The sequence below is a fragment of the Tumidithrix elongata BACA0141 genome, from assembly GCF_036349135.1.
In the GTDB taxonomy this organism is placed as follows: Bacteria; Cyanobacteriota; Cyanobacteriia; order Pseudanabaenales; family Pseudanabaenaceae; genus Tumidithrix; species Tumidithrix elongata.
On the sequence record NZ_JAZBJZ010000030.1, the window covers coordinates 1 to 22,301 of the forward strand.

A 22,301-nucleotide genomic window follows, 5' to 3' on the forward strand; every position below is an offset into this window, starting at 1 on the left:
CATTTTCCTCAAATCCCTTCCTACTCTTGTTTGTATTTTTAGAGATGCCCTTAAGCAAATATTTATCATAACTTCTGACACTTCATCACGACCCTACCAATAATCTGAAAATCTGTAGGAGGATTCGAGAGATCGATCGTGTAATTCGAGTAACTAGGATTATCGCTAATGACTTCTATCTTATTGCTAGGCAGTCTTGATAGCCTCTTTACGAATAGATCGTGTTCGATTCGCAAAACGTAAATTCCATCTTTGGGAGCATGATCGCTACGGTTTACTAACACAACATCACCAGATTTAAGCGTAGGTTCCATCGAGTCACCAGAGACACGAACGCCCTCTAGTGACTCGACTGCGCCAAACTCGCTTCGCAGCCAACTCCTCTCAAATCCTAGTATCTGCACGATGTCTCCAGCATAGCTGCCATTACCCGCTCCTGCCAAAATATCGTACACGGGAATGTGGGCAAGGTTATAGCCAAGCGCAGGCGTATCAGAATATTCAGACACTACCTCAGCGCCTAACTGCTGTAGAAGCCGCTCCGCAGAAAGTCCTTGCTTCTTAGCAAAAGCCTTGATTGTCGAACCTTTAAACTTCGACTTACCTTGCAAAATCTCGCTCAAAATCGGGCGGGAGATCGCCATTTCCTTTGCCAGTTTGTTTTGAGTCGTGCGCGATAGCTGATCGCGTATCCAATCCTGTAAAGGCTCTGGATTAATCGTGTAGGTCAATTCATCAGCGATTGTCATTGTTAAACCTTACGCAGCAACACCAGATTGACACGCTCAAATCTAGTTGATACTATGTAACTACCAGTAACTACCAGTAATGATAAAATATCATGAAAATCAAGTACACCACCTACATCCGAGATGACCTTTTGCTGCAATTTAAAGAGGCTGTCCAACAGGCTGGAATGAACGAGGTACAGGCTTGCAACGATGCGATCGCGGCATACTTGCCGACGCTTTACACACTGGGAATTACCAGACAAGCAGCAATCTGCTCGGTCAAACCAGAGGCGATTGGAGGCAAGGCATGAAGCCACTTCTCCCGCTCGACGCAACGCTCAGACAACGCGCGATCGGCGCCACCACACGCCTGATTGCAGAATTTACCAAGAGTGATAAGTACTGCATTCCTGTCGCCAAGTACGCTCAGGAAGTTTGCACGCTCTTTCGCATTCCACTACTACCAATGGAATCGCCCGTATCCGTCGCCGTCAAAAAGCTGCAAGAGTGGCGCGCTCAGGTCAACTTTCGCATGGTCGTAGACGCAGATATCGAAGCGGTTCTACCTCAACTGGAAAGTCTGGTCAAAACGATTCGCATGGCGATCGCTAGCAAAATCGTCACTCGCGAACAACGCAAGCAGGCAAACAAACGCCGCCGCCCCAAAGCGCGGAATACATTCCCCAGTCCCCTGTATCAAACAGGAGAAGATCCCTATGCTGATTAAAGAAGCTCTCGAACAAGCACAGTATTTCAGCAGTCTTGCCCAGTTAGTGCCTTGCACCTGCGGTCAGTGTTTCGATCCTGATAATAATGATACGGGCATCATCCAAACCTACGAGTGCAAACAATGCGATCGCGTTGTGCCTTGGTGTTATGGCTGTGATGATGAATATTTTGAGCTTTGCGATGCCTGTGCCGTGAGACTGGCCCATAAGGAAGGGGCTTGGGATAACTCGGAGGTGACAGTATGAGCATTATCAAAGTCAACCACGAACGTAACTTCACGCAGATTGACAACGAAACCATCCGCGATCGCCGCCTTAGTTTTAAAGCCAGAGGTTTGCTGACTCTGCTTTTGAGCTATCCCCATAACTGGGAAATCTATGTCCCCGCTTTGGTGGAAGCGTCAGAAAAGGATGGTGAAGAAGCAGTCCGAACTGGACTCAAGGAACTCGAAACTTTGGGTTATTTGTACAAACAACGGGTCAAGGATGCCTGCGGTAAGTTTCGCGGTTGGATGTACGTGATCTCTGAGACAGCGAACTCGGTCGGTGAAGATGAATCAACCGAAACCGTAAAAACCACATCTGGAAAAACCGAACGTGGAAAAACCGCATCTGGAAAATCGGGCACAAAAAATACATATAGAACAAATACTGAATTAACAAATACTCTCTCTTCCCCTACCCCTTCTCAACTTGAAAGCCAAGCCGAGAGAGAGAATTTTGATAGATCGGAAACAGGATCTGTCCCAGCCGAGAGCGTACCTGAAATAAGCGATTCACAAGGCGAGGATTTGTCTGCAAAAGCACAAGCGATCGGTGAGGACAATTTTTCCGCGCCCGCGCCGCAGCCCAAAATTTCAAATTTTGAAAGTGCTGGAGCGATCGCCCAATCTCTAACCTCTGGACAGAAACAGTCTCCTGATTCCCCGCAGATCGTGACTGTCACAGTTGAAAGCAAAGACGAGGATGGAAACAAAACCACAAGCCATGTCCAACTGGACATCACCGACCCCGACTATCGAACTTGGATTGTGGGCTATTGCATCCGCAAGATGCCAGACCAGCCCGAACGCGACTCGCTCAACGAGGATTTGTTGGTCAGCAGTCTTGCCCGTAAACCTGAAACGCAACGGCGATACGTTCAGCATTGCCAGAAGCTAGCCGAACGGGCAGAGATCGAGCGGTTGGCTCCAATTCAGCCCGTTCATCCCCCGCCAGCCAAGTTTGCCACCATCGGCAGTAAGTGCGCGATGTTGCAGGCAAAGTGGATGCTCCCTCAATGTCGTAATGCAGCGATCGCTCAGGCGCAAGAGTTGGGTTTTGAGGTCACGGATACAGGGATTGCTTTACCTGCCTATGCCGATCCTGAAACTTTGTTGGACAAATGGGAGGCGTTTTGAGATGGCTCGTCGCTATATCCAGTTGAATTTGCTTGACTTATGCCACGAAGAAATTCTGCCGGGCAGGTCAAACCGATCTACCAAGGAACCTGTTCGCGATCGGATTGTCGAGTTGCTATCCCCGGACTTGATGCCTCCTTCTGTAGCACATGCCGAGAATGGCGGCTCACTGAAGCGGAAAGGCAACGATTCCGAACAAGTTAGAGAACGGCCTGATGAGGGATTAATTCTCACGCTCGAATGGTGTGCGGACGCTTCAAGAGGACAGATGCCTGCTGATTGCTTTCATGTTGGCGATCGCGTCCGAATTCTCAAGCATCAGTTTGTGCAGGATAAGGTCGGCACGATCCAAAAGATTGAGTTGTTTCATGAGGCTCTCATGTTGGCAACGATTGATTTTGGATTGGGTGAAAACCTTTGGGCAATTTCTATCAGGTATTTGGAGCCGATCGAACATGAGACATCTTGACCTTTTCTCTGGCATTGGTGGCTTCAGTCTTGCCGCCCATGCCCTCGGCATCCGTACTACTCAATTCGTTGAAATCAATGCTCACTGTTGCCATATCCTTGCCAAAAAATTCCCGAAGGTGCCAATCCACCACGACATCAGGTCATTTCACCCTGTTTCGGGGCAATTTGACCTCGTTACGGGTGGTTCTCCTTGTCAAGACCTCAGCCTTGCAGGGAAAAGGACGGGGATTAGGGGTAAGCGATCGTCTCTCTGGTTTGAGATGTTACGGGTCATCGATGAGGCGAAGCCCAAATTCGTTATCTGGGAAAACGTTAAGGGGGCTGTCTACACGGGTGGACTTCCCGAGGTTTTGCGTGGACTCTGCCGATGTGGCTATCGCTTCGATGTGGAGATCTTATCGGCGGCGGAAGTTGGTGCGCCCCACTTACGCGAACGAGTCTTTGTGGTTGCCTACGCCGACCAGTTACTCGGGCAAGCGTCGCCCTGGTCAGAACAAGTTGGATCTCAAGTTGAGGCTGTTACCGACTCCAACTGCTTCGCAGGGCTTCGGGTTGGTAGCGGAAATGAAACCATTCTTGCCCCTTGGCGAAGTGTTAAGCCCCCTGTTTGTGGAGTGGCTCATGGGCTTTCCAAGCGATTGGACCGACTTGCTGCCCTAGGTAATGCGGTGGTGCCTCAAGTGGCGGCGATCGCTTTGCTACGTGTTTTGTATCTCCAGAGTTTAAGCCACATATCAAATTGAGTCGATTGATAGACAGAAGTATCATGCTGATTGAAGTTACCGACCAAGAATATCAAGCACTCAAGCTACTCGGCATAGGTAAGCTGACGAATTCAGTTTGGGTAGACAAGCATCAGGCTGCAAGAATTATTGGTAAGTCTACTGAAACACTCAAAAAACTTCGCGAATCTGGCAAATTGCTGGCTGGTATTCACTACCAGAACATGGGTAGAACATCGATTCGTTACAATGCCTACTTATTGCAAGATTGGGTAGCAAATCAACACGATCCCAATGCTCACCTACGAGCGATCGAAAACTGGCAGAAAAGCCTACCGAGCAATCTAAAAAATCGCAATCTCCCAAAATGAGTTTGGGCAGAAACTGGGTAGACAATTAAAATAGTTTCCTAGAAGTTAAGCGGGTGAAGAGATTCGAACTCTCGACATTCTCCTTGGCAAGGAGATGCTCTACCACTGAGCCACACCCGCAGGTCACTCAAAAAGTGCTTAACTTCAAAAAGTGCTTAACTATAATGACAAACTTGTACCACCAAGTCAAGCACTTTATTTAAGCAAAGTTGAATAGAAATAAAGTGCTTTGGTACCTGCTCAACCAAATCCTTTCTGAGACTGGTGAGCAGCTTCTGCACCTACCACAACCACTCATATTTACATATAAGCAGATTGGAAACCCCACCATAACAAAACGCCGATCGCGCTTAAAACTACAACTGCTGAAAGTGCGATCGCCACGGGGCTATCAGCACCATCAAACTTCATAATGCCACGATTAAAGTCTGACATATAAGTAAAACCTAACCTACCTATTTCAATTACTTAAGGCTGACTTACTTATATACTACCTGCAAATACTGAGGCAATATCCTTTGCATTTATTTAACCTCCATCACAACTAGCCGAGGGATGAAAATTTTTTTGCTGCCTAGCAAATCTATTCATAAGCTCCACGAATTACCCACCGAAGCTGGAGTTTATTACGTCACGGCTTTTTGGCTGGTGTTTTATGTGGGGCAGGCAAAAAATCTACGGAATCGCTGGCGTAAAAACCATCAGAGGTATAACCAATTCAAGCTGCTTGCCCCCTTTGGGCGACTGCACTATAAGACCATGCCTGCATCCCAGATCGCTGCCTACGAAAAGGCTGAAATCAAGCACTATAAACCTGTGTGGAATTACAGCAGGGTGCCAGATTTTTTTGGGCTGTTAACTTTATTTCTAGGCGTATGGTTGCGTGTTATTGTTTACACCCTGATCGTGCTCGCTTTGGTTGCGATCGCCATCTATCTCATTTGGTTTCTTTGAATTTAATGATTCAGACTTAGGTTTTTCTGGCAAAATTTGTTTGCTTTTATTTTTGCGAAAATATTTCTAGATAAATACTTCAAAGCTCAAAACTTCGCTCAAACCATTAAGGGCATTTTGGTAAATCATCATTCACTCAAAAGTCGGTTTCGGGCTGCCTTAACAGGTGCATTGCTTGTTTTGCCATCCCATCAGCGCGAGAAAATATCTGGTGCGGTTGAGATAGCGATCATCTCTCAGACAAAATTTCCTGTTGAGCCGCTCGCAAATCAAGAATTGGATATTTGGACAAAGGTCTGTCAAGCGATCGCCCTAGGTTTGTTTTGGCATCAAGACGTCCATACTTTATCTAAGGTACTGTCTAGCTATGTGGCAACCCCAGAGCATTTGATTTTGGCCTATGCGATCGCGCTCTGCTGTCGAGATGCACTCTACCCAAGAAATCTGATCGGACATATTTGCGCGTATTTACCCAAGGAGCTAGAGGAGGAACTGAATGCAGAGAGTTTGAAAACCTTAATTCAACAGTTGCGACTGGCGCAGGATTTGGTCGATCGCGGTCAAAGTGGGGTAATTGCTCGTCATACCCTGCATCAACCGATTGCCTATGGGCTCTATTGCTTTCTCAGCACGCCCCACCATTGGGGACTCGCCACAAAGCGCACCCAGCAGATGAATCCAATTATTGGGGCAAGTATCGGCGCGATCGCAGGGGCTTACCAAGGACAGGTGCCAGCAGAATATACAGACGAGATAAGTTCGGGAATTTTAGAAACTGGCAGACAAATGGGCGATCGCCTATTGGCAGCTTGGGCAGGAGTTTATGACCTATCTCCAATACAAGATCTGGCTGAATTTTCGGCAACCATTACTGCTCCCAATATTCTAAAGCGTAGAATTTAATCAAGTGGAAACCTTCCGATCGATCGGAGCGTCTTGCAAATTGTGACTTACGATCTTAAGAAGCTCATCTCCTCAAAATCTGTCTTTACCAAAATCATCTCTCGTTTGAGATAAGCAAGGAACTCAATTATGATGCGACCTGTTAACTTTGTTTCAGCTTCCCTGATTGCCAGTGTTTTAGCAACAGCGATCGCACTGCCGAGCTGGGCAGGCGATCTCTTTCGCTCATCAAATCCTCGTCCGATTGGCGCAGAGACGCAAAAATCCTTTGAACTGCTATTTAAAGAAGGGAACTTTCCTGCTGCGGTTAAACAGATCGATCTTGCGCTCAAATCAGAAGCCGATGAACCGTTGATTCAAGCGTTAAGAGCCTCTGTTGCCTTTATCCGTGAGGACTATCTTGATATGAAGGTCTACGGTGATAAAACTCGCGCGCAGGCACAGAAATTGTTGAGTACTGACAAATTGCGGGGGCATATTTATCTCGCTGCCAGTAACCTCATTGAAGCAGGCTATGTGGTTAAAACCCAGGGGTTGACTAGTGCTCCCACAGCCCTTCCTCTGGTTCAGGCAGCCCTTGACGAAATCAAAACGGCTCAAGACATGGATCCTCAAGACCCAGAGCTAAACTTGGTCAAGGGCTATATGGATATGCTGATTGCTTCCGTTTTACCACTCTCGGATTTAGAGAATGCGCTCACTAGCCTAAAACAATATGCTGCGCCTGATTATGTCAAATGGCGAGGAATAGCCTTGGCCTATCGTGATGCTAGAAAAACTGACCTTGCTTTAGAAGCGGTGAATCAAGCTCTGGTAGCAGCACCAAACAACCCCGAATTATATTATCTCAAGGGGCAAATTTTATGGCTTAAAGGAGGCAATAGTCGCGATGATGCCAGACAAAATTACATTAAAGCTCTGAGCAAAGCAAAACAGTTGCCCCCTCCTCTGGTTGGTGTCATCAGCACAGAATGTCGGAATCTTACCAATGAAATTACGGGTAGATCCGATAGCTGCCCGATGCAAAATTAGTAGGACGAAATCTAATCAACAGATCTATAAAGTTCAAGTTATCTCATCAGGTTCTGTTTGCTTAGCTTGGTATCAGCCCCCAGTGAAGATTTTGCTGGGGGATTTTTTGTTTGACTTTATCGCCAAGAAATTCATTTCTATACTTTGTTTTTGATGTTGGACTATATGCAATGCGATCACCAAGCAAAGCAAGAAACTTTTAGAAACGGCGAGATTTTCCGATTTCAAAGTTGCACATCGCCTAAAATAGTAGTTTAGAATAACAAATCTTAACTCGACATCCATAGGAGCATATCGATCGTGACTGAACCTACACAAACGCCCCAAGCCACCGATCCAAAGTTTGGCTTTAATACCTATGCTGAGCGTCTCAATGGACGTGCGGCCATGATCGGTTTTTTGCTAGCTGTCGTGATTGAATTTGTCACAGGACAGGGTTTACTGGCATGGCTAGGCTTGATTAATGTTGCTTAATTGGGGCATTACGAATTCACTGTGACTCAATCGTGATTCGGCATTGACCTGTAAACAAATAGACGCATAGACACAGACTTAACGAAACTAGATTGAACAATTTAGCTTGGGCATGATCAAGAACCTTTTTTTCTGGATTGCAGCTTCGACCTGGTTACTCCTCGATCAAGCCACAAAATACTTTGCCGTACAACATCTTAAAGGAGTTAGCACAGTCTCTCTCTGGGAAGGGGTGTTTCACTTAACCTATGCAGTCAATACTGGAGCAGCATTCAGTCTCTTTAGCGGTCACAGTGATGGGCTGAAATGGGTTTCTTTTCTGGTTAGTGTCGTTCTGATTGGGTTGGGACTCTGGCATAATGGTCTCGATCGCTGGGAGCAGGCCGGCTATGGCTGCATCTTGGCAGGAGCAATGGGGAATGGGATCGATCGCTTTGTCAGTGGCTATGTCGTTGATTTTTTAGATTTTCGCTTGATTCGCTTTCCCGTATTTAATATTGCGGATATCAGTATTAATGTCGGTTTGGTTTGTCTGATGATTGCTGTGTTGCGCAGTGCTAGCCCCAAGCGATCGAGCTGATAGCAAGGACGATCGAACGATTCCACTACTGAATTCGATCGCTTGGAACTAGAGAAGACATTGCGAAGGGTTTCCCCTATGGGAGATAGTGCTATTGCCCCGTTGCCAGCCCTGCTTTACGCAGGCGATCGGACTCAGGTTCCATCCAAGCATAAACAAAATGGCTGACACAGTTGATTTTTGCTTCCTTTTGTCGAATCGCTTGCATTTGGACTTCAAAGCTAGGATGTTCTCTAAAGCTTTGTCCCCAAGCACCCGCTAAGATCGGACAGACCAAGGTTTGTGGGGACGATTGACGTAGAACTTGCGATACTTGATCGGCTACGCAGGTTCCATCGGCACAGATAGCATAGGTCATAGGATGTCGTTCCATATAAATGGGGAAACGATCCCAAGCTTGCATGCGCATATCAAATCCTCCTGCCTCCGCACGATTTCCATTGGGGAAAAACACAGCACCCACGGGAACGCGATTTTGACTGAGGGGCAAAGCGACAGAAGCGACAAAATCGATGACGCCGTTGTAGGCATGGCTAGTAGCCAGTTGCCACAGCATTCTTTGGGCAAGTTCTGCGGCTCTCACAGGGTCTGAAGTTTTATCTCGCAAGGACTGGGCTGAATTTTTATCGCCGTTTTCGATATTGATGATATCGTTCGCGGTCACAGTGCCAGTCTCTAAAAATAGCGCCATCAATTTCCGAATCGCAGGGTTGGGAATGCGGTTGAGTAAGGTTTTCCGCGAAGCCTCGCCATAAATCCATAGTTGCTTGACATTGTTGACTAAAGAAGTACCAGCAAAGTTGGCGGGATAGCGAACGTAGTCGAAAACCATGCCATCGGGTTGCCTTTTATTTAGGGCTTTGATCGCAGTCGTCAGATCGGCTCTGGCTTGGGCATTGTAAGGATCGACAAACAGGTGATCGCGCTCGTAGGCATCTTCATAAAAAGCCCGACCCTTGGCAAATTGAATGGGATCGAATTGGGTTCTGGCAATGCTATTCTCACCATTTCCATTTAAAGCAAATACAGCGGTGCGATCGCGATTTTCCCCATAGCCATAGCCAAAATTCATTGCAAATGACCAACCATAGACTTTGAGACCCCGTTCCTTGCCAAGGCGAACGGTTTCTGCCCATAGGTCGTAGTCTGGCTTTACTTCTCCCGCTTTTACCGCTTCCTCTAGCACCGATCGCCAAGGGGTAGGATTATCAGCCACAGGTAATAGCACCCGCCCATCGTATAGGACTTCGACAAAAATCTGGTTATAACCACGGTTGACCACGCGATCGAGCACGTCCTCTAGCACACCGGGCTTGGCATCATTGGGATATAGCCTGATCCAGACGGCTTCGGTTTTCGGCCAAGTGCGATCGCGACACTGCTCTAGCTGGGTCTTATGCTTCGCTAAAATTACCCCATAGTCCTGCTTAGACTTGGGTTTTGGATTGGTAGTGAATGCAGCTTTACGCAACTCATTTTTTCGCGAAATCTCGGCTTTGTTAACATCACAGGTTGGTTTGCCCCAGAGCGTTGTCTCGGGTAAAGCTCCCGCAAGGGCATTTTGGGGTTGGTTTGAGATCTGGCTTAGAAAAAGAAAGGAACTACAAGCCAGGAAGAGAAGATTGGCTGCTTTTATGCCATTTTTGCGATTTATGCGTTGAGGATTGATGCCTTGATTGATTGGGCGATTTACAAATTGTTGCATTCTTTTGCTCTTTACTCCTGCCTGTCATACAGCAATAAAGACGCAAGCATAGCTTAGAATGTGTCAAACTTGACGATGGGTGTTACGAATCTACGCCCTAGTTACACAAGCCAAAATCACTAAGCCCAAAGCATTAAACCAAAATCACCAAGGTTGAACGCAAGTACCATGCTGCAAAATCTTTCAAAGATAAATCCCGAACCCCCAGAGGATCGAGAGGAAGAGGAGGATGATAACTTTGAGTCCTATGCCTTCCACGAGCCTGGCAGCCCTCCTGGAACGCTCATCATTGATGAAGATGCTACAGTTCCAAATATCTTCCTGATTGATTATGCTGCGGATACAGCAGTGGGAGTACAACTTTCCACTCCCGAAGATTGCATTCCCTATTTAGATACTACTTCTGTTTCGTGGGTAGATGTGCAGGGACTGGGCTCTGAGGATGTGCTCGTCAGGTTAGGGCAGGTATTTCAACTACATCCATTGGCTTTGGAAGATGTGGTCAATATTCCACAACGTCCTAAAGTCGAGGAATATGACGATCAATTACTCATGATTATGCACATGGTAATTCCCAAGCCCGATCGCCAAGGATTTACCAGCGAACAAGTGAGCCTGATCGTGGGCAAACATTATCTACTCACGGTGCAAGAAGAACCAGAAACAGATGCATTTGAACCCGTCCGCCAGAGAATTCATCGCGATCGCGGCACGATTCGATCGCAGAAGAGTGATTATCTAGCCTATGCACTCATTGATGCAGTCATTGATGGGTTTTTCCCAGTTCTAGAAGACTATGGCGAAAGGCTGGAAGAACTACAGGATGAAGTAGTCGATAAGCCTACACAGAATACTTTGGATAAGATTCATAAAATTAAGCGGGAACTGTTGCAGTTGCGTCGTGCAATCTGGCCGCAACGGGATGCGATCGGGGCGCTGATTCGAGATGATAGCCCTCTGATTCGCAAGTCTGTGCGGGTATATTTACGGGACTGTTACGACCATACGGTGCAACTAATTGACATGGTAGAAACCTATCGCGAGCTTGCCTCTAGCCTAATGGAAGTCTATTTGTCTTCGATTAACAATAACATTAACGAAACAATGCGAATTTTAACCGTAATTTCAACGGTGTTTATTCCGCTCACATTTATCGCAGGGGTCTATGGTATGAATTTTGATACTTCCGTACCCGGGAATTTACCAGAGCTAAAATTACCCTACGGCTATGCCATGTGTTGGGGAGTGATGCTGACGATTGCAGGCGGTTTGTTGTTTTACTTCGGGCGCAAAGGCTGGCTATTCCCGACAAAAAACTGAAGAGGTAAAATATTTTTAGGTTTCGGCAGCTAATGGAAACTGTTTAAACGGATTCTCTGGACTTACACAGCAGAAACAGATATAAACAGACTATAAGGAAGTATAAGAATTTTATTCATATAAAAAAAATATGAATAAAGTCCTGCTAGCATGAAACTACTAGGTTAAGTTAGCTACCAACGCATCAATGGTTTCCCTTATCGGTTCATCTTCAGATCCCATGATTGAGCGATCGCTTTTAACTGTACTGCCCAATCGAGTACTGACAGATGTGTTTGCCTTGATGCACCAACACCAAGCAGAGATTGTTTGGGTTGTAGACTCAGTTGAAAATCCAGTTGAGAACCAAGCCGATTTTTTTCCCATTCATATTCTAGGTAGTTTCTCAGAGCGATCGCTCCTCCAATTAATTGCCACAAAAACGAATATTGCCGAAACGCTAATTGAAGAGGTGATGACTCCCTCTGTCTTCACGGTTACCGAACCTATTAGACTCTCTCCAAATGCTTTGCTGCAAATCATGCAACAACACCAAGTTCGCCACTTGCCAGTGCTAGGCAATCGGGGAGAGTTTGTCGGAATGCTTTCCGAGCGCAGTATTCTCCAAGCTTTATCTCGCTTACCACCCGATCGAGAGGTTCAAGCTCAAGAAACTGTAATTGCATCCGAAAGTCCTGAGTTTATCAAGGAAGAACAGGATTTACAGAAGCGGTTTAAAGCCTTTGAAGCTGCCATGGATGGCATGATGGTTTTATCTGGTCGAGGAGAAATTGTTTATCTCAATCCCTTTCAAGCGGAACTTTTTGGTTATAAAGATCGCAAGGAACTATTAGGGAGCGATTGGCGCAACCTATACTCCCCCAAAGAAGCGAATCATCTTGAAACAGAGATATTTCCTTTGTTAAAAGTCCAAGGTAGTTGGCGAGGCGAAGCTTTTGCTAAGAAGGCAAATGGAAAAGCTTTTTTGGAAGAACTTTCCTTAACCCTGAGCGAAGACGACCATATCATCTTTATCTGTCGCGACATTACAGAACAGTTAAGAACCTTGGCTGAATTGCAATTGAGCGAAGCTAGATATCGCGCTGCCACGAGGGGGCACTTGGATGCCTTTTTTATTTTAGATAGCATCAGAAACGAGCAGGGCAAAATCGTTGACTTTACGTTTGTAGATATTAACTTGCAAGCCGAGCAGTTAATCTCCATGCCTAGAAGTCAGGTTGTGGGAAAAGGATTCTGTCAACTTCTACCTCATCATTTTGTCGAAGGATTTTTTGATAAGTTTATCCATGTTGTAGAGTCAGGAACCCCCCTTGAAGAAGAATCGGCGATCGCAGTCGAAGGTAAAAACAGGTCTTGGCTAAAGCATCAAATCGTTCCCTTAATCGATGGTGTGGCAATCTCAACGCGAGACATTACCGATCGCAAACAGGCGGAGGTAGCACTACGCGAGAGCGAATCTCTCTATCGTTTGTTAGCCGAACATTCCAATGACATTATTTCGCGGCATACAACCGATGGTAGATATACTTACGTGTCACCTGCCTGCCGCACCCTACTTGGGTACGAGCCAGAAGAACTGATTGGACGTACGATTTATGACTCGATCTTTCCTGAAGACTTGCTAAGAGTCGAGCTTGCGATTCGAGTTATGCTGGCGCGACCGATTACCAATTGCATTAGCTACCGAGTTCGAGCGAAGAATGGTCTTTATATCTGGTTGGAAACAACTTTCCGCACGATTCGCGATGCTTATACCCAAGCGGCACAGGAAATTATTGCGACCTCTAGGGATATTACTGAAAGGCGTAAAGCCGAAGAAGAATTGCAACTAAGTGCCGATCGCTTGCGCTTGGCGATCGAAAGTACGGATGATGGCCTATGGGATTGGAATATTATCACAGGGGAATGCTACTTTAGTCCCCGCTGGTTAGCAGCGCATTTGGGCTACGAAGATGGGGAGATTCAGTCTCATATTTCGGCATGGGAAGCCCTAATTCATCCGCAAGATCGAGAGTTAGCACTTGCCTATTTGGAAGATCATCTGGAAGGGCTGAGTTCGATCTACGAAGTGGAGTCACGCATATTACAAAAAAATGGAGAATGGATTTGGATTTTAACCAGAGGGAAAGTCACGGCAAAAGATGAAGCAGGGAATCCCCTGCGCATGGTAGGAACCCATACAGATATTAGCGATCGCCGCTCTGCTCAAGAACTCTTTAGCCGTCAATTTCAGCGCGCCCTCTTACTCAAACAAATTACCGATGAGATTCGTCAGAGTTTAGATAGCAAGCAGATTTTTGCGACAGCAACAGCTCAGATTGGGATGACTTTTGGCGTAAGTCGTTGTCATATTCACACCTATAACCTTGGAGATTTATTGATCCCGATCTTAGGCGAATACCTTGAAAAAGATGATGTATCCATGCTAGGGATGGATATTCATGTAAAAGATAATCCTCATGCTCAAAAAATTCTTGCGACTGATGAAGTTGTGAGTTCCCCTAATGTCTTTAGCGATCCACTTTTGGCTCCTTCTATTTCTACCTGCCATCGATTTGGCATCAAGTCCATGCTGGTGATTCGTACCTCCTATATGGGCAAGCCTAATGGGGTGATTGCTTTACATCAATGCGATCGCTTTCGAGAATGGACATCTGACGAAATCGAATTGCTAGAGGCAGTAGCAGCACAGGTTGGGATTGCGATCGCCCACGCTCAGTTACTCGATCAAGAAAAGTCGCAACGGGAAGCGATGATTGCGAAAAACTTAGATTTAGAGAAAGCGAGAGAAATGGCTGAAGCTGCCAATCGTGCCAAAAGCGAATTTCTGGCGATGATGAGTCATGAGATTCGCACGCCGATGAATGCCGTAATTGGTATGACGGGACTACTGCTTGATATGGACTTGTCTCCAGAGCAAAGAGAATATGTGGAAGTTGTGCGAGATAGTGGCGATGCTTTGTTAACGATCATCAATGATATTCTAGACTTCTCGAAAATTGAGTCGGGTTACCTCGAGCTAGAACAACATCCCTTTAATTTGCATCGTTGTGTTGAAGGTGCTATCGATCTATTAGCAAATTCCGCAAAAACGAAAGGAATCACGCTATCTTATCGACTCGATTCACAAATACCAGTCGTTGTCAATGGTGATGCTACAAGACTACGGCAAATCTTAGTGAATCTGATTGGTAATGCGATTAAATTTACGCAGCAAGGAAATATATTGGTTTCCGTTAGCGATCGCAGCAATATTCGAGACGCAAACATCAATAATCCCCAAGAATTGCAGAAAATAGAGCGAGCTGAACATTTTCTGCTGTTTGCAATCCAAGATACAGGGATTGGCATTACTCCAGAAAAGATGCATCGACTTTTTCAGCCTTTTAGTCAAGTAGATGCCTCAACAACACGTCAGTATGGAGGGACGGGGCTGGGATTGGCAATCAGCAAGCGTCTGAGTGAAATGATGGGGGGTGCAATGTGGGTTGAAAGTAGTGGAAGTATCAGTGGAAATCCTCCCTCTGATTGGCAGATCTCAACCCATGAGTCTTTAGGCTCCACGTTCTACTTTACGATCGCTTTACAGCCTCACTTCCGTGAAATAGGCGATCGTGCTGATAGCTCTTTAGACAAAGCGGGTGATGCCTTAGAAACAACAAAAGCTTCACTGGGTAGTATTCTCAAAGATAGGAACTATATTCTTGCAGATTCCGTTGAGACAAAAGCAATCCTTGGGTCGAACTTATCTGAAAACCTTCCTTTACGGATTCTTTTGGCAGAAGATAATGTGGTCAATCAAAAGGTAGCTTCGCGATTGTTGGGACGGATGGGCTACCGTGTTGATATTGCTAGTAACGGACTAGAAGCGATCGAAGCACTATATCGTCAAGCCTATGATGTGATTCTCATGGATGTGCAAATGCCCGAAATGGATGGATTGGAAGCAGCCAGACAAATTCGCATGAGAGAAGTAAGTCATAAAATCAGCGATGACAACGGAAACACGAAAGTAATAGAAAGCAAAAATATGGATGAGGTCGATTTGCCAACCTATACCTCCGCCCTATCTGCCAAATTCTCTACCAAGCCCGTTCACATTATCGCAATGACCGCTAATGCCATGCAGGGCGTGCGCGAGTCTTGCTTAGAAGCAGGAATGGATGATTACATTACCAAACCGATTAAGATAGAGGAATTAGTGCAGGCCTTACATCGTTGTCGTGTTACTTGAAGATTTATTAGGGATGTTCGAGTTTGTACGGTACATTCACAATCCTCCATCCTTTAAATAGGATCGCTCTATGCAACGCAGTAAACTTCAACGCATCACCCTCGATCGCACCCAGTTAAACGAGCAACTTCAGGTTTCGGCAAGGTTTGTCCTGACGCCCGAACAAAAACACTATCTCTGTCATGTCTTGCGCCTGAGTACTGGCGCAGAATTCATAGCGCTAGATGGTATGGGACATGGCTGGCTGACTCAGATTCACACCAACCTTCAGTCCAATATTTCTACAAACTTGGTGCAAGCGCAGATTTTGGCAGAAATTCCAAATTATCCCGAAGCTGAAATCAAAGTGATGTTGGCGATCGCTATGCCTAAAGGGAACACGATCGAATCCGTCATTCGTCAAGCAGCAGAATTGGGGGTGCGACAGATTTTGCCGATGTGGAGCGATCGCACCGCGATCAAACCCAATACCCCCTTAGGGAGTCAGAAACTAGAACGATGGCAGCGCATTGCCCAAGAAGCAACGGAATTATCTTGGCAGGCTTATGTGCCTCAGATCGCTTCCCCATGTGCGTTTAAGGATTTAATTGCCGCACCTGCTCAAATGCGGCAAACCAGATTGATCTGCGTTACCCACCAGCAGGACGTGCCTCATTTACTCACTTATTTAACCAACAGCCCAAATAACGACCTAAATTCTCCTCAAATCGACCTTCAAGACGATGCCAAAGCGCAAGGATTCGCGTCAGAATCTATTCTGATTGCTACGGGTGCGGAGGGTGGCTGGACGGTTCAAGAAGAAGCCCTAGCGATCGCAAATCATTGGCAACCTGTCTCCCTTGGCGATCGCATCTTGTCGGCAATTACTGCACCAGTGGTAGCATTAGCAATAATTCGTGCTGCACTAGAAGCTCGTTCAGAATCATGATCGTTACTCACACTCAAAATCTGTTGAAAATTGGGACTCGTGGCAAGTCTCTATACGACATCACGCGCCAAGTCGAAGCGATCGTCGCGCAATCGAACACCAAGGTTGGGCTATGTACGCTGTTTTTGCGTCATTCCTCAGCTAGTTTGATCATTCAAGAAAATGCCGATCCAGATGTCTTGGCAGATTTAGAAACTTTTTTCGCAAAACTCGTACCTGAAAATGGACGGGATTATCGCCACAGCAATGAGGGCGCTGATGATATGCCTGCCCATATTCGTACTGCCCTCACAAAAACCTCAGAAAACATTCCGATCGCCAACGGACGCCTAGCCCTAGGCACTTGGCAAGGAATTTATATCTGGGAGCATCGCAGTCTCGGACGCACGCGCGAAGTATTGGTGCATATTTCAGGTAACTGAATGAAATTCCCCAAAAAAACATCACGGAAACAAAACAAAGCGATCGGTTGGCTGAAATGGCTAATACCCGGTCTGTTTGTGAAACGTTGGCTGTTTTTAAGCATTTTTGGCATCATTCTCATCGTGCTAGGGCTGGCAATTTCTGCCAAACTCACCCCAGTTCTATTTATCACGCGTCTGATCGGCTCTGTTCTCGAAACCCTAGCCGTATTGCTGCCGCGCCATATTAGTGGGCCGATCGCGGTCGTCCTTGGCATTGGGCTTTTGTGGTTGGGGCAAAAACGCATCCTGCGATCGATTACCCAAGCCTTAGTACCTGACAACGATAAAGAGTTGGTGGATCTCTTACTCACCCATCGCAAACTCAATCGAGGCCCCAAGTTAGTAGCGCTTGGAGGTGGCACGGGGCTATCTACGCTGCTTAGAGGACTTAAACGGTATAGTGCCAATATCACTGCGATCGTTGCTGTTTCCGATGATGGTGGCTCTTCGGGGCGCTTGCGGCGCGAGCATGGGGTTTTACCCCCTGGAGATATTCGCAACTGCCTCGCTGCCCTCGCTGACGAAGAAAAACTGGTCACAGAATTATTTCAATATCGATTTCAGTCAGGCGAGGGTCTATCTGGGCATAGCTTTGGGAATTTATTCCTCACAGCGATGAGTGAGATTACTGGAGATTTAGAAAAAGCCGTCACCGCTAGTTCGCAAGTTTTAGCCGTAAGAGGTCGTGTTTTACCTGCAACATTAGATGACATGGTGCTTTGGGCTTATCTAGAGGATGGTCGCTACATTGAAGGCGAATCTAAAATTTCCGAAGCCCACGGCAAGATCAAACGGATTGGCTGTACCCCTGAAAACCCCACAGCGTTACCTCAAGCAGTCATAGACATTGCCGAAGCAGACTGCATTATCATCGGGCCCGGCAGTCTTTATACCAGCATTATTCCAAACCTATTAGTGCCTGATATTTTAGAAGCGATCGTCAATCGTCAGGCTCCTTGCATTTATGTGTGCAATATCATGAGCCAATCCGGAGAAACCGAAGGCTACAATGTCGCAGATTATGTGCGGGCATTAGATAACGTGGCTGGGGTACGACTGTTTGATGTGGTTCTCGTCCAGAAATATCCACCCTCCGAGCGATCGCTTCAGCACTATGAAAGCAGTGGTTGCCATTTCACCGAATTCGATCGCGATAACTTGGTAAAGCTCAATTGTCCGATTTTGCTTGCCAATGTCATGCAAGAAAGTGCGACTGGAATCGTGCGGCATGATTCCGATAAATTAGCGGGGGTACTAATGCGTTGGTACAATCGACAATAGGTAAATCGCAGACCCTTAGTATCTTAAGATGGCAGAACCCCAAAAATATCACCTTAGAACCAATAGTGATATCTATGCCCTCAACCAAGTGCAACGTTGGTTTAAGCAGTTTACGATGGTTCCTAAGCAAATTTGGATGCAGTGCGATCTGGTTTTGGTCGAGGCCTTCACCAATGTTGTTTGCCATGCCCATGAAAAGCTGCCAGAAGATACCCCCATTGATATTGAGGTGACCATGTTTCCCGAAGCTATGGAAATTCGGATCTGGGATTTTGGGAAGCCCTTTGATATGCAACAGGAGATAGAGAGACTTACTGCCGAACAACGAACATCTTCTGAAATTGCCGATCTGCCTACAGGGGGTAGAGGTCTGCTGATCAGCCAGAAGATCGCCGATGAAATCAGATACGACCGACTGCTCGATCAACGCAATTGCTTTATGATGCGTAAAAGTTTCACCAAAACCTCAACAAATTCTGTTTAAGAAACTTATCACAGAATCTCTACCTTACATCGTGCGATTTAAAAGCACCCGATAGCGATTCTTTTTGGTGACTGAGATGTCACCCACCGTCAGACGCCCTTTGCCTCGAATTGCAATTAGATCGCCTGTTTTGAGTTGATAGCTAGATTGGGTAACGCTTTTCCAATTGACGCGGACATCGTCTGACGCAATCAAGTCCACCATCTTGCTGCGAGACATGCCAAAACCTGCCGAAGCGATCGCATCGAGCCGCAAGGAGGCTTCTACCGTCGCAATTTCCTTGACCTGTGGCGGACGAATTTTTAGCTCGGTTAGCTCTATTTTGCGCGTCTTGACGGGAACAGTTCTGACTTGGGTGAGATGGAGTTCCACATACTCCACCAGTTCGGGGATTAAAATTACCTGTGCTCCCTTTTCCCCTAGAACATTCACATCGCCGACTTTTTGCCGCTCGATACCCGTTCCTAAGATCGCACCGAGAAAGTCTGGATGGGTGGCCGTATCAAACAGAAAATTTCCAGCCACATCCACTGCAGCAAGGCTAACCATACTCAGATCTAGGGGAAGATCGGCTCTAGCGATCGCTAACCTCTGCCGTTCTGCCTGCGCGTAGCCACCCCAAGCGATGAATTGAATTTCTGTGAGCTTGGATAAAACTGCTGTTGCTTCAATTAGCTCAGGTGGGGAGAGAAAATCACTACAAACGGTTTCCCATTTTTGCAAAGCTTGGTCGCCGCGATCGAGCAAACGGCTCACCACATCTCGATGTTCTAATCCATTTAATAAATCGCGGGGAAGCATAATTTCAGTTATCAGTTATCAGTTATCAGTTGTCAGTAATTCGTAATCGATCGCAGGGGAAATTTCAGGGTAGAGGCGAAGCATTCGGGCATCAATTTCTTCAATTTACAAGAACTTATCTTTCGGATGTCTCGCCCTCTTGATTCTCTTAAATTTACAAGATTTGGGATAGAAATTTGCGGGTGCGTTCTTCTTGGGGATTTTGGAAGAAGGTCTCTGGAGTTCCTTCTTCGATAATAGTTCCACCATCCATCAGAATAATCCGATCGGCAACTTCACGGGCAAAACCAACTTCGTGGGTAACTACGACCATGGTCATACCAGAATTTGCCAGCGATCGCATCACATCTAAAACTTCGCGCACCATCTCAGGATCGAGGGCTGAGGTGGGCTCGTCAAACAGCATGATTTTAGGCTGCATGGCTAGGGCGCGGGCGATCGCCACCCGCTGTTGCTGACCGCCCGACAATTGCCCAGGATACTTATTTGCCTGTTGCGAGATTCCAACTCTTTCTAGCAGTTGCAGGGCAATTTCATGGGCTTTTGCCTTTGACCACCGTCTCACCCACATCGGAGCAAGTGTAATGTTTTGCAGTACGGTCAAGTGGGGGAATAAATTAAATTGCTGAAATACCATGCCCACTTCGCTGCGAATGGCATCAATATTTTTAGGATTATCCGATAGCTCGATGCCATCGATCTCAATTCTGCCCTGTTGATAATCTTCAAGGGCATTGAACGTGCGGGCAAAGGTGGACTTTCCCGAGCCAGATGGCCCCATAATCACGACCACTTCGCCTCGACTGACGGTTAGGCTCACCCCCTTAAGCACGTGGAAGCTGCCATACCATTTATGTACGTTTGTCGCGACGATCGCTGGCTCAGATTGTGTTACCACTTCCTATATCTCCACTAGCTACAGGCATGATAGAACAATTTAGCTGGAAGGACTCAGTTTTTTAACTGTTCGTCGATCGCTGCCACGATCGCAGGAATATGTTTGGTCTTAACTTTGCTATGGCGAGTTTTGGTTGGCATCACCACTAAGTTAGGTCCTGCCTTACAATCTTTGAGGCAACCCGTCGATTTAATTTGGACGCGATCGCTGAGCTGGCGATCGTCTAGAGCTTGCATTAAAGCTTGACAGATATTGCCACTGCCACGTTTGACGCAATCAGATTTTTGACAAATCAGGATGCTGGCTTGAGGCTTAGAGGATTTATGCGCTTGAGTCTGGCTGGGTGGAAGTGGAGGCATTGCTTTGGCTGCAATCCTTTCCTTGACTGTATTTGTCGAACTGACCTGCGTTACTGCAACGCGATCGGCTTTAAATTTGAACGTACCCTTGGTCGGATTAAATTTTTGAACGCCTGAAACCTCAATCCAACTGCCTTGTTCGAGGGTTTGACCTAGCGTGGCTCTATGCCGTTTTGCCAATTGGATCGTATATTCCCCTCTAGATGTGTGGATGCGGAAATACTTACAACGATCTTCCCAGTCTTCAGTTGTGAGAAATCCCAGAAATCGCCCTTCAAACTGGAAGTCTGATTTTTGGCTTTTAGCTTTTACTTTTGTCCTGTCCTGCAAACTACCCTGAAAGAATATCGGGTTGGCTTGATAGCCACAGTCAAGCTTACTCATCTTTTAACAACATCTCCAGTTCGAGCAAAATTTCCATGAAATCCTAAAATTTATTTAGTAGAATTATTCGCAATAAAATTAAAGGTAGATCGAGCCCTCCCATTGAAAAAACTGCTTTTTTCAATGATTGAATGCAATAAATAAGAGCTAAGCCCTAAGACTGAAAAGGCTCAGCTCTTCACCCAAGCAAACCAAAAGAGGATCGGTTGAATCATTAAATACAGACTATCCTAAATGAGAATTAAATTCAATAAGTCCAAAGTAATATCCCAAAAAGTTGAAATGGGAAAAAATGCATTGCCACAAGGGCGATCGCCCTGTTCTTTGACTGTATTGCTTGCTAAGTCCCCAGTTTAGGTGGTTTGAAAGATAAAGCTGACTTTGTCACCTTTGCCTAACGCTATGCGATCGCCAGCGCGGAGACGATGCCGATTGCCTGCGGGTAGTGCGGTGTTATTGATATAGCTGCCATTGGAGCTACCCGTATCTTCAAAGTAAAAGGCATCTCCCTCAAACCGAATATCGGCATGGACGCGAGAAACAACATCTGAGTCTGGAAATCCTGAGACATCAATGTCAGGTGGGATGACGTTATTGGGCTTGCCCAAATGGATTACAGGAAGATGGGCAGGTAATTCTAAGGTGATATTGGTTTGGACGTGAAACAGCGAAGCTCTAATTGTTTGCAGTTGTGTCTTAGCACTATTTCCAAAGGACTGAGCCGTAGATGCTGCGATTACAGGAGGTGGTACGGTACTGATTTCGGTTAAGTCGTCGGGTGAGGTGAGAGGTGGGGCAACTAGTGAAGGATCTGGGACAACTGGACTAGATGTTGCCGCTACAGCAGCAGGCTGTGGCACGGCTGTTTCTGGTGCGACGGATACAGCGACTTCAGTCGCTTTTGTAGATTTGAGGTCAAAGCCGCAATGTCCGCAAAAACTGGCATCTGATTGGACAGAAGCGCCACAGTTAGAGCAGTTAATCATCACAACCACTGGTAAAGGTGTAAAACAGGCTTCACAGTTTGTAGCACCGTCAGGGTTTGAGTGAGCGCAACTTGGGCAAATAATCATAGTC

At 46.3% G+C, this 22,301-nt stretch carries 25 protein-coding genes and 1 tRNA gene; 18 read left to right on the forward strand and 8 right to left on the reverse strand.

The window, feature by feature from the left end:
* Positions 1–65: 65 nt before the first annotated feature.
* Positions 66–749, reverse strand: a complete 684-nt coding sequence (locus V2H45_RS09510) for a LexA family transcriptional regulator (protein WP_330483400.1) — start codon at positions 747–749, stop codon at positions 66–68.
* Between the two features lie 92 nt (positions 750–841).
* On the opposite strand from V2H45_RS09510, the gene V2H45_RS09515 reads away from it, so the two are divergent.
* The 7 genes from V2H45_RS09515 to V2H45_RS09545 are packed head-to-tail and all read left to right on the forward strand — an operon-like array spanning position 842 to position 4,423.
* Positions 842–1,042 carry a hypothetical protein gene (locus tag V2H45_RS09515; protein WP_330483401.1) on the forward strand — a complete coding sequence of 67 codons (201 nt, stop codon included), beginning with the start codon at positions 842–844 and terminating at the stop codon, positions 1,040–1,042.
* Positions 1,039–1,458 carry a hypothetical protein gene (locus V2H45_RS09520; protein ID WP_330483402.1) on the forward strand — a complete coding sequence of 140 codons (420 nt, stop codon included), beginning with the start codon at positions 1,039–1,041 and terminating at the stop codon, positions 1,456–1,458. The genes V2H45_RS09515 and V2H45_RS09520 overlap by 4 nt, the downstream gene beginning before the upstream one ends.
* Positions 1,448–1,705, forward strand: coding sequence for a hypothetical protein (locus tag V2H45_RS09525; RefSeq protein WP_330483403.1), 258 nt, complete (start codon positions 1,448–1,450; stop codon positions 1,703–1,705). The genes V2H45_RS09520 and V2H45_RS09525 overlap by 11 nt, the downstream gene beginning before the upstream one ends.
* Positions 1,702–2,859, forward strand: coding sequence for a hypothetical protein (locus V2H45_RS09530; protein ID WP_330483404.1), 1,158 nt, complete (start codon positions 1,702–1,704; stop codon positions 2,857–2,859). The genes V2H45_RS09525 and V2H45_RS09530 overlap by 4 nt, the downstream gene beginning before the upstream one ends.
* 1 nt (position 2,860) lies before the next feature.
* Entirely contained in the window at positions 2,861–3,328 is a 468-nt protein-coding gene (locus V2H45_RS09535; protein WP_330483405.1) for a hypothetical protein, read from the forward strand.
* Positions 3,315–4,073, forward strand: coding sequence for a DNA cytosine methyltransferase (locus tag V2H45_RS09540; RefSeq protein ID WP_330483406.1), 759 nt, complete (start codon positions 3,315–3,317; stop codon positions 4,071–4,073). Before V2H45_RS09535 ends, V2H45_RS09540 begins: the two co-directional genes overlap by 14 nt.
* A 23-nt stretch (positions 4,074–4,096) precedes the next feature.
* Positions 4,097–4,423: a hypothetical protein gene (locus V2H45_RS09545; protein WP_330483407.1), complete on the forward strand. Its 327-nt coding sequence runs from the start codon at positions 4,097–4,099 to the stop codon at positions 4,421–4,423.
* 48 nt (positions 4,424–4,471) lie between these two features.
* On the opposite strand, the gene V2H45_RS09550 is transcribed toward V2H45_RS09545, so the two are convergent.
* Positions 4,472–4,543: transfer RNA gene (locus V2H45_RS09550), tRNA-Gly, on the reverse strand.
* A 180-nt stretch (positions 4,544–4,723) separates the two neighbouring features.
* Positions 4,724–4,858 (reverse strand): hypothetical protein, encoded by a 135-nt coding sequence (locus tag V2H45_RS09555; protein ID WP_330483408.1) that lies wholly within the window; start codon positions 4,856–4,858, stop codon positions 4,724–4,726.
* A 120-nt stretch (positions 4,859–4,978) separates the two neighbouring features.
* On the opposite strand from V2H45_RS09555, the gene V2H45_RS09560 reads away from it, so the two are divergent.
* The 5 genes from V2H45_RS09560 to lspA all read left to right on the forward strand — a co-directional run bounded on the left by V2H45_RS09560 (position 4,979) and on the right by lspA (position 8,366).
* Complete coding sequence (locus V2H45_RS09560) at positions 4,979–5,377, forward strand: GIY-YIG nuclease family protein (protein ID WP_330483409.1); 399 nt, start codon at positions 4,979–4,981, stop codon at positions 5,375–5,377.
* A 36-nt stretch (positions 5,378–5,413) separates the two neighbouring features.
* A complete protein-coding gene (locus V2H45_RS09565) occupies positions 5,414–6,280 on the forward strand; it encodes a hypothetical protein (RefSeq protein ID WP_330483410.1) in 867 nt (288 codons plus the stop codon).
* Positions 6,281–6,409: 129 nt separating this feature from the next.
* Positions 6,410–7,312 (forward strand): Sll0314/Alr1548 family TPR repeat-containing protein, encoded by a 903-nt coding sequence (locus V2H45_RS09570; protein WP_330483411.1) that lies wholly within the window; start codon positions 6,410–6,412, stop codon positions 7,310–7,312.
* A 300-nt stretch (positions 7,313–7,612) separates the two neighbouring features.
* The gene (locus V2H45_RS09575; RefSeq protein WP_330483412.1) at positions 7,613–7,786 is read left to right on the forward strand and encodes a chlorophyll a/b-binding protein; all 174 of its coding nucleotides are present in this window, start codon (positions 7,613–7,615) and stop codon (positions 7,784–7,786) included.
* A gap of 112 nt (positions 7,787–7,898) precedes the next feature.
* Positions 7,899–8,366, forward strand: a complete 468-nt coding sequence (gene lspA, locus V2H45_RS09580) for a signal peptidase II (protein ID WP_330483413.1) — start codon at positions 7,899–7,901, stop codon at positions 8,364–8,366.
* A gap of 91 nt (positions 8,367–8,457) precedes the next feature.
* On the opposite strand, the gene V2H45_RS09585 is transcribed toward lspA, so the two are convergent.
* A complete protein-coding gene (locus V2H45_RS09585; protein WP_330483414.1) occupies positions 8,458–10,071 on the reverse strand; it encodes a glycoside hydrolase family 10 protein in 1,614 nt (537 codons plus the stop codon).
* Between the two features lie 168 nt (positions 10,072–10,239).
* Between V2H45_RS09585 and corA the strand changes: the two genes are divergently transcribed.
* From corA to V2H45_RS09615, 6 genes are all read left to right on the forward strand, one after another.
* The gene (corA, locus tag V2H45_RS09590; protein ID WP_330483415.1) at positions 10,240–11,391 is read left to right on the forward strand and encodes a magnesium/cobalt transporter CorA; all 1,152 of its coding nucleotides are present in this window, start codon (positions 10,240–10,242) and stop codon (positions 11,389–11,391) included.
* A 187-nt stretch (positions 11,392–11,578) separates the two neighbouring features.
* Positions 11,579–15,625, forward strand: a complete 4,047-nt coding sequence (locus V2H45_RS09595; RefSeq protein WP_330483416.1) for a PAS domain S-box protein — start codon at positions 11,579–11,581, stop codon at positions 15,623–15,625.
* Between the two features lie 70 nt (positions 15,626–15,695).
* A complete protein-coding gene (locus tag V2H45_RS09600) occupies positions 15,696–16,553 on the forward strand; it encodes an RsmE family RNA methyltransferase (protein ID WP_330483417.1) in 858 nt (285 codons plus the stop codon).
* Positions 16,550–16,975 carry a secondary thiamine-phosphate synthase enzyme YjbQ gene (locus tag V2H45_RS09605; protein ID WP_330483418.1) on the forward strand — a complete coding sequence of 142 codons (426 nt, stop codon included), beginning with the start codon at positions 16,550–16,552 and terminating at the stop codon, positions 16,973–16,975. Before V2H45_RS09600 ends, V2H45_RS09605 begins: the two co-directional genes overlap by 4 nt.
* Positions 16,976–18,298, forward strand: coding sequence for a gluconeogenesis factor YvcK family protein (locus V2H45_RS09610; RefSeq protein ID WP_330483419.1), 1,323 nt, complete (start codon positions 16,976–16,978; stop codon positions 18,296–18,298).
* 28 nt (positions 18,299–18,326) lie between these two features.
* Positions 18,327–18,782, forward strand: coding sequence for an ATP-binding protein (locus V2H45_RS09615; protein WP_330483420.1), 456 nt, complete (start codon positions 18,327–18,329; stop codon positions 18,780–18,782).
* A 24-nt stretch (positions 18,783–18,806) separates the two neighbouring features.
* Here the strand turns inward: V2H45_RS09615 and V2H45_RS09620 are convergent, their stop codons facing one another.
* The 4 genes from V2H45_RS09620 to V2H45_RS09635 form a co-directional block, all read right to left on the reverse strand.
* On the reverse strand, positions 18,807–19,583 hold the full coding sequence (locus tag V2H45_RS09620) for a photosystem II S4 domain protein (protein ID WP_330483421.1): 777 nt from the start codon (positions 19,581–19,583) through the stop codon (positions 18,807–18,809).
* A gap of 154 nt (positions 19,584–19,737) precedes the next feature.
* Entirely contained in the window at positions 19,738–20,481 is a 744-nt protein-coding gene (locus tag V2H45_RS09625; RefSeq protein ID WP_330483422.1) for an amino acid ABC transporter ATP-binding protein, read from the reverse strand.
* A gap of 53 nt (positions 20,482–20,534) precedes the next feature.
* Complete coding sequence (locus V2H45_RS09630; RefSeq protein WP_330483423.1) at positions 20,535–21,224, reverse strand: (2Fe-2S) ferredoxin domain-containing protein; 690 nt, start codon at positions 21,222–21,224, stop codon at positions 20,535–20,537.
* Between the two features lie 353 nt (positions 21,225–21,577).
* Positions 21,578–22,297, reverse strand: coding sequence for an FHA domain-containing protein (locus V2H45_RS09635; protein WP_330483424.1), 720 nt, complete (start codon positions 22,295–22,297; stop codon positions 21,578–21,580).
* Positions 22,298–22,301: the final 4 nt, after the last annotated feature.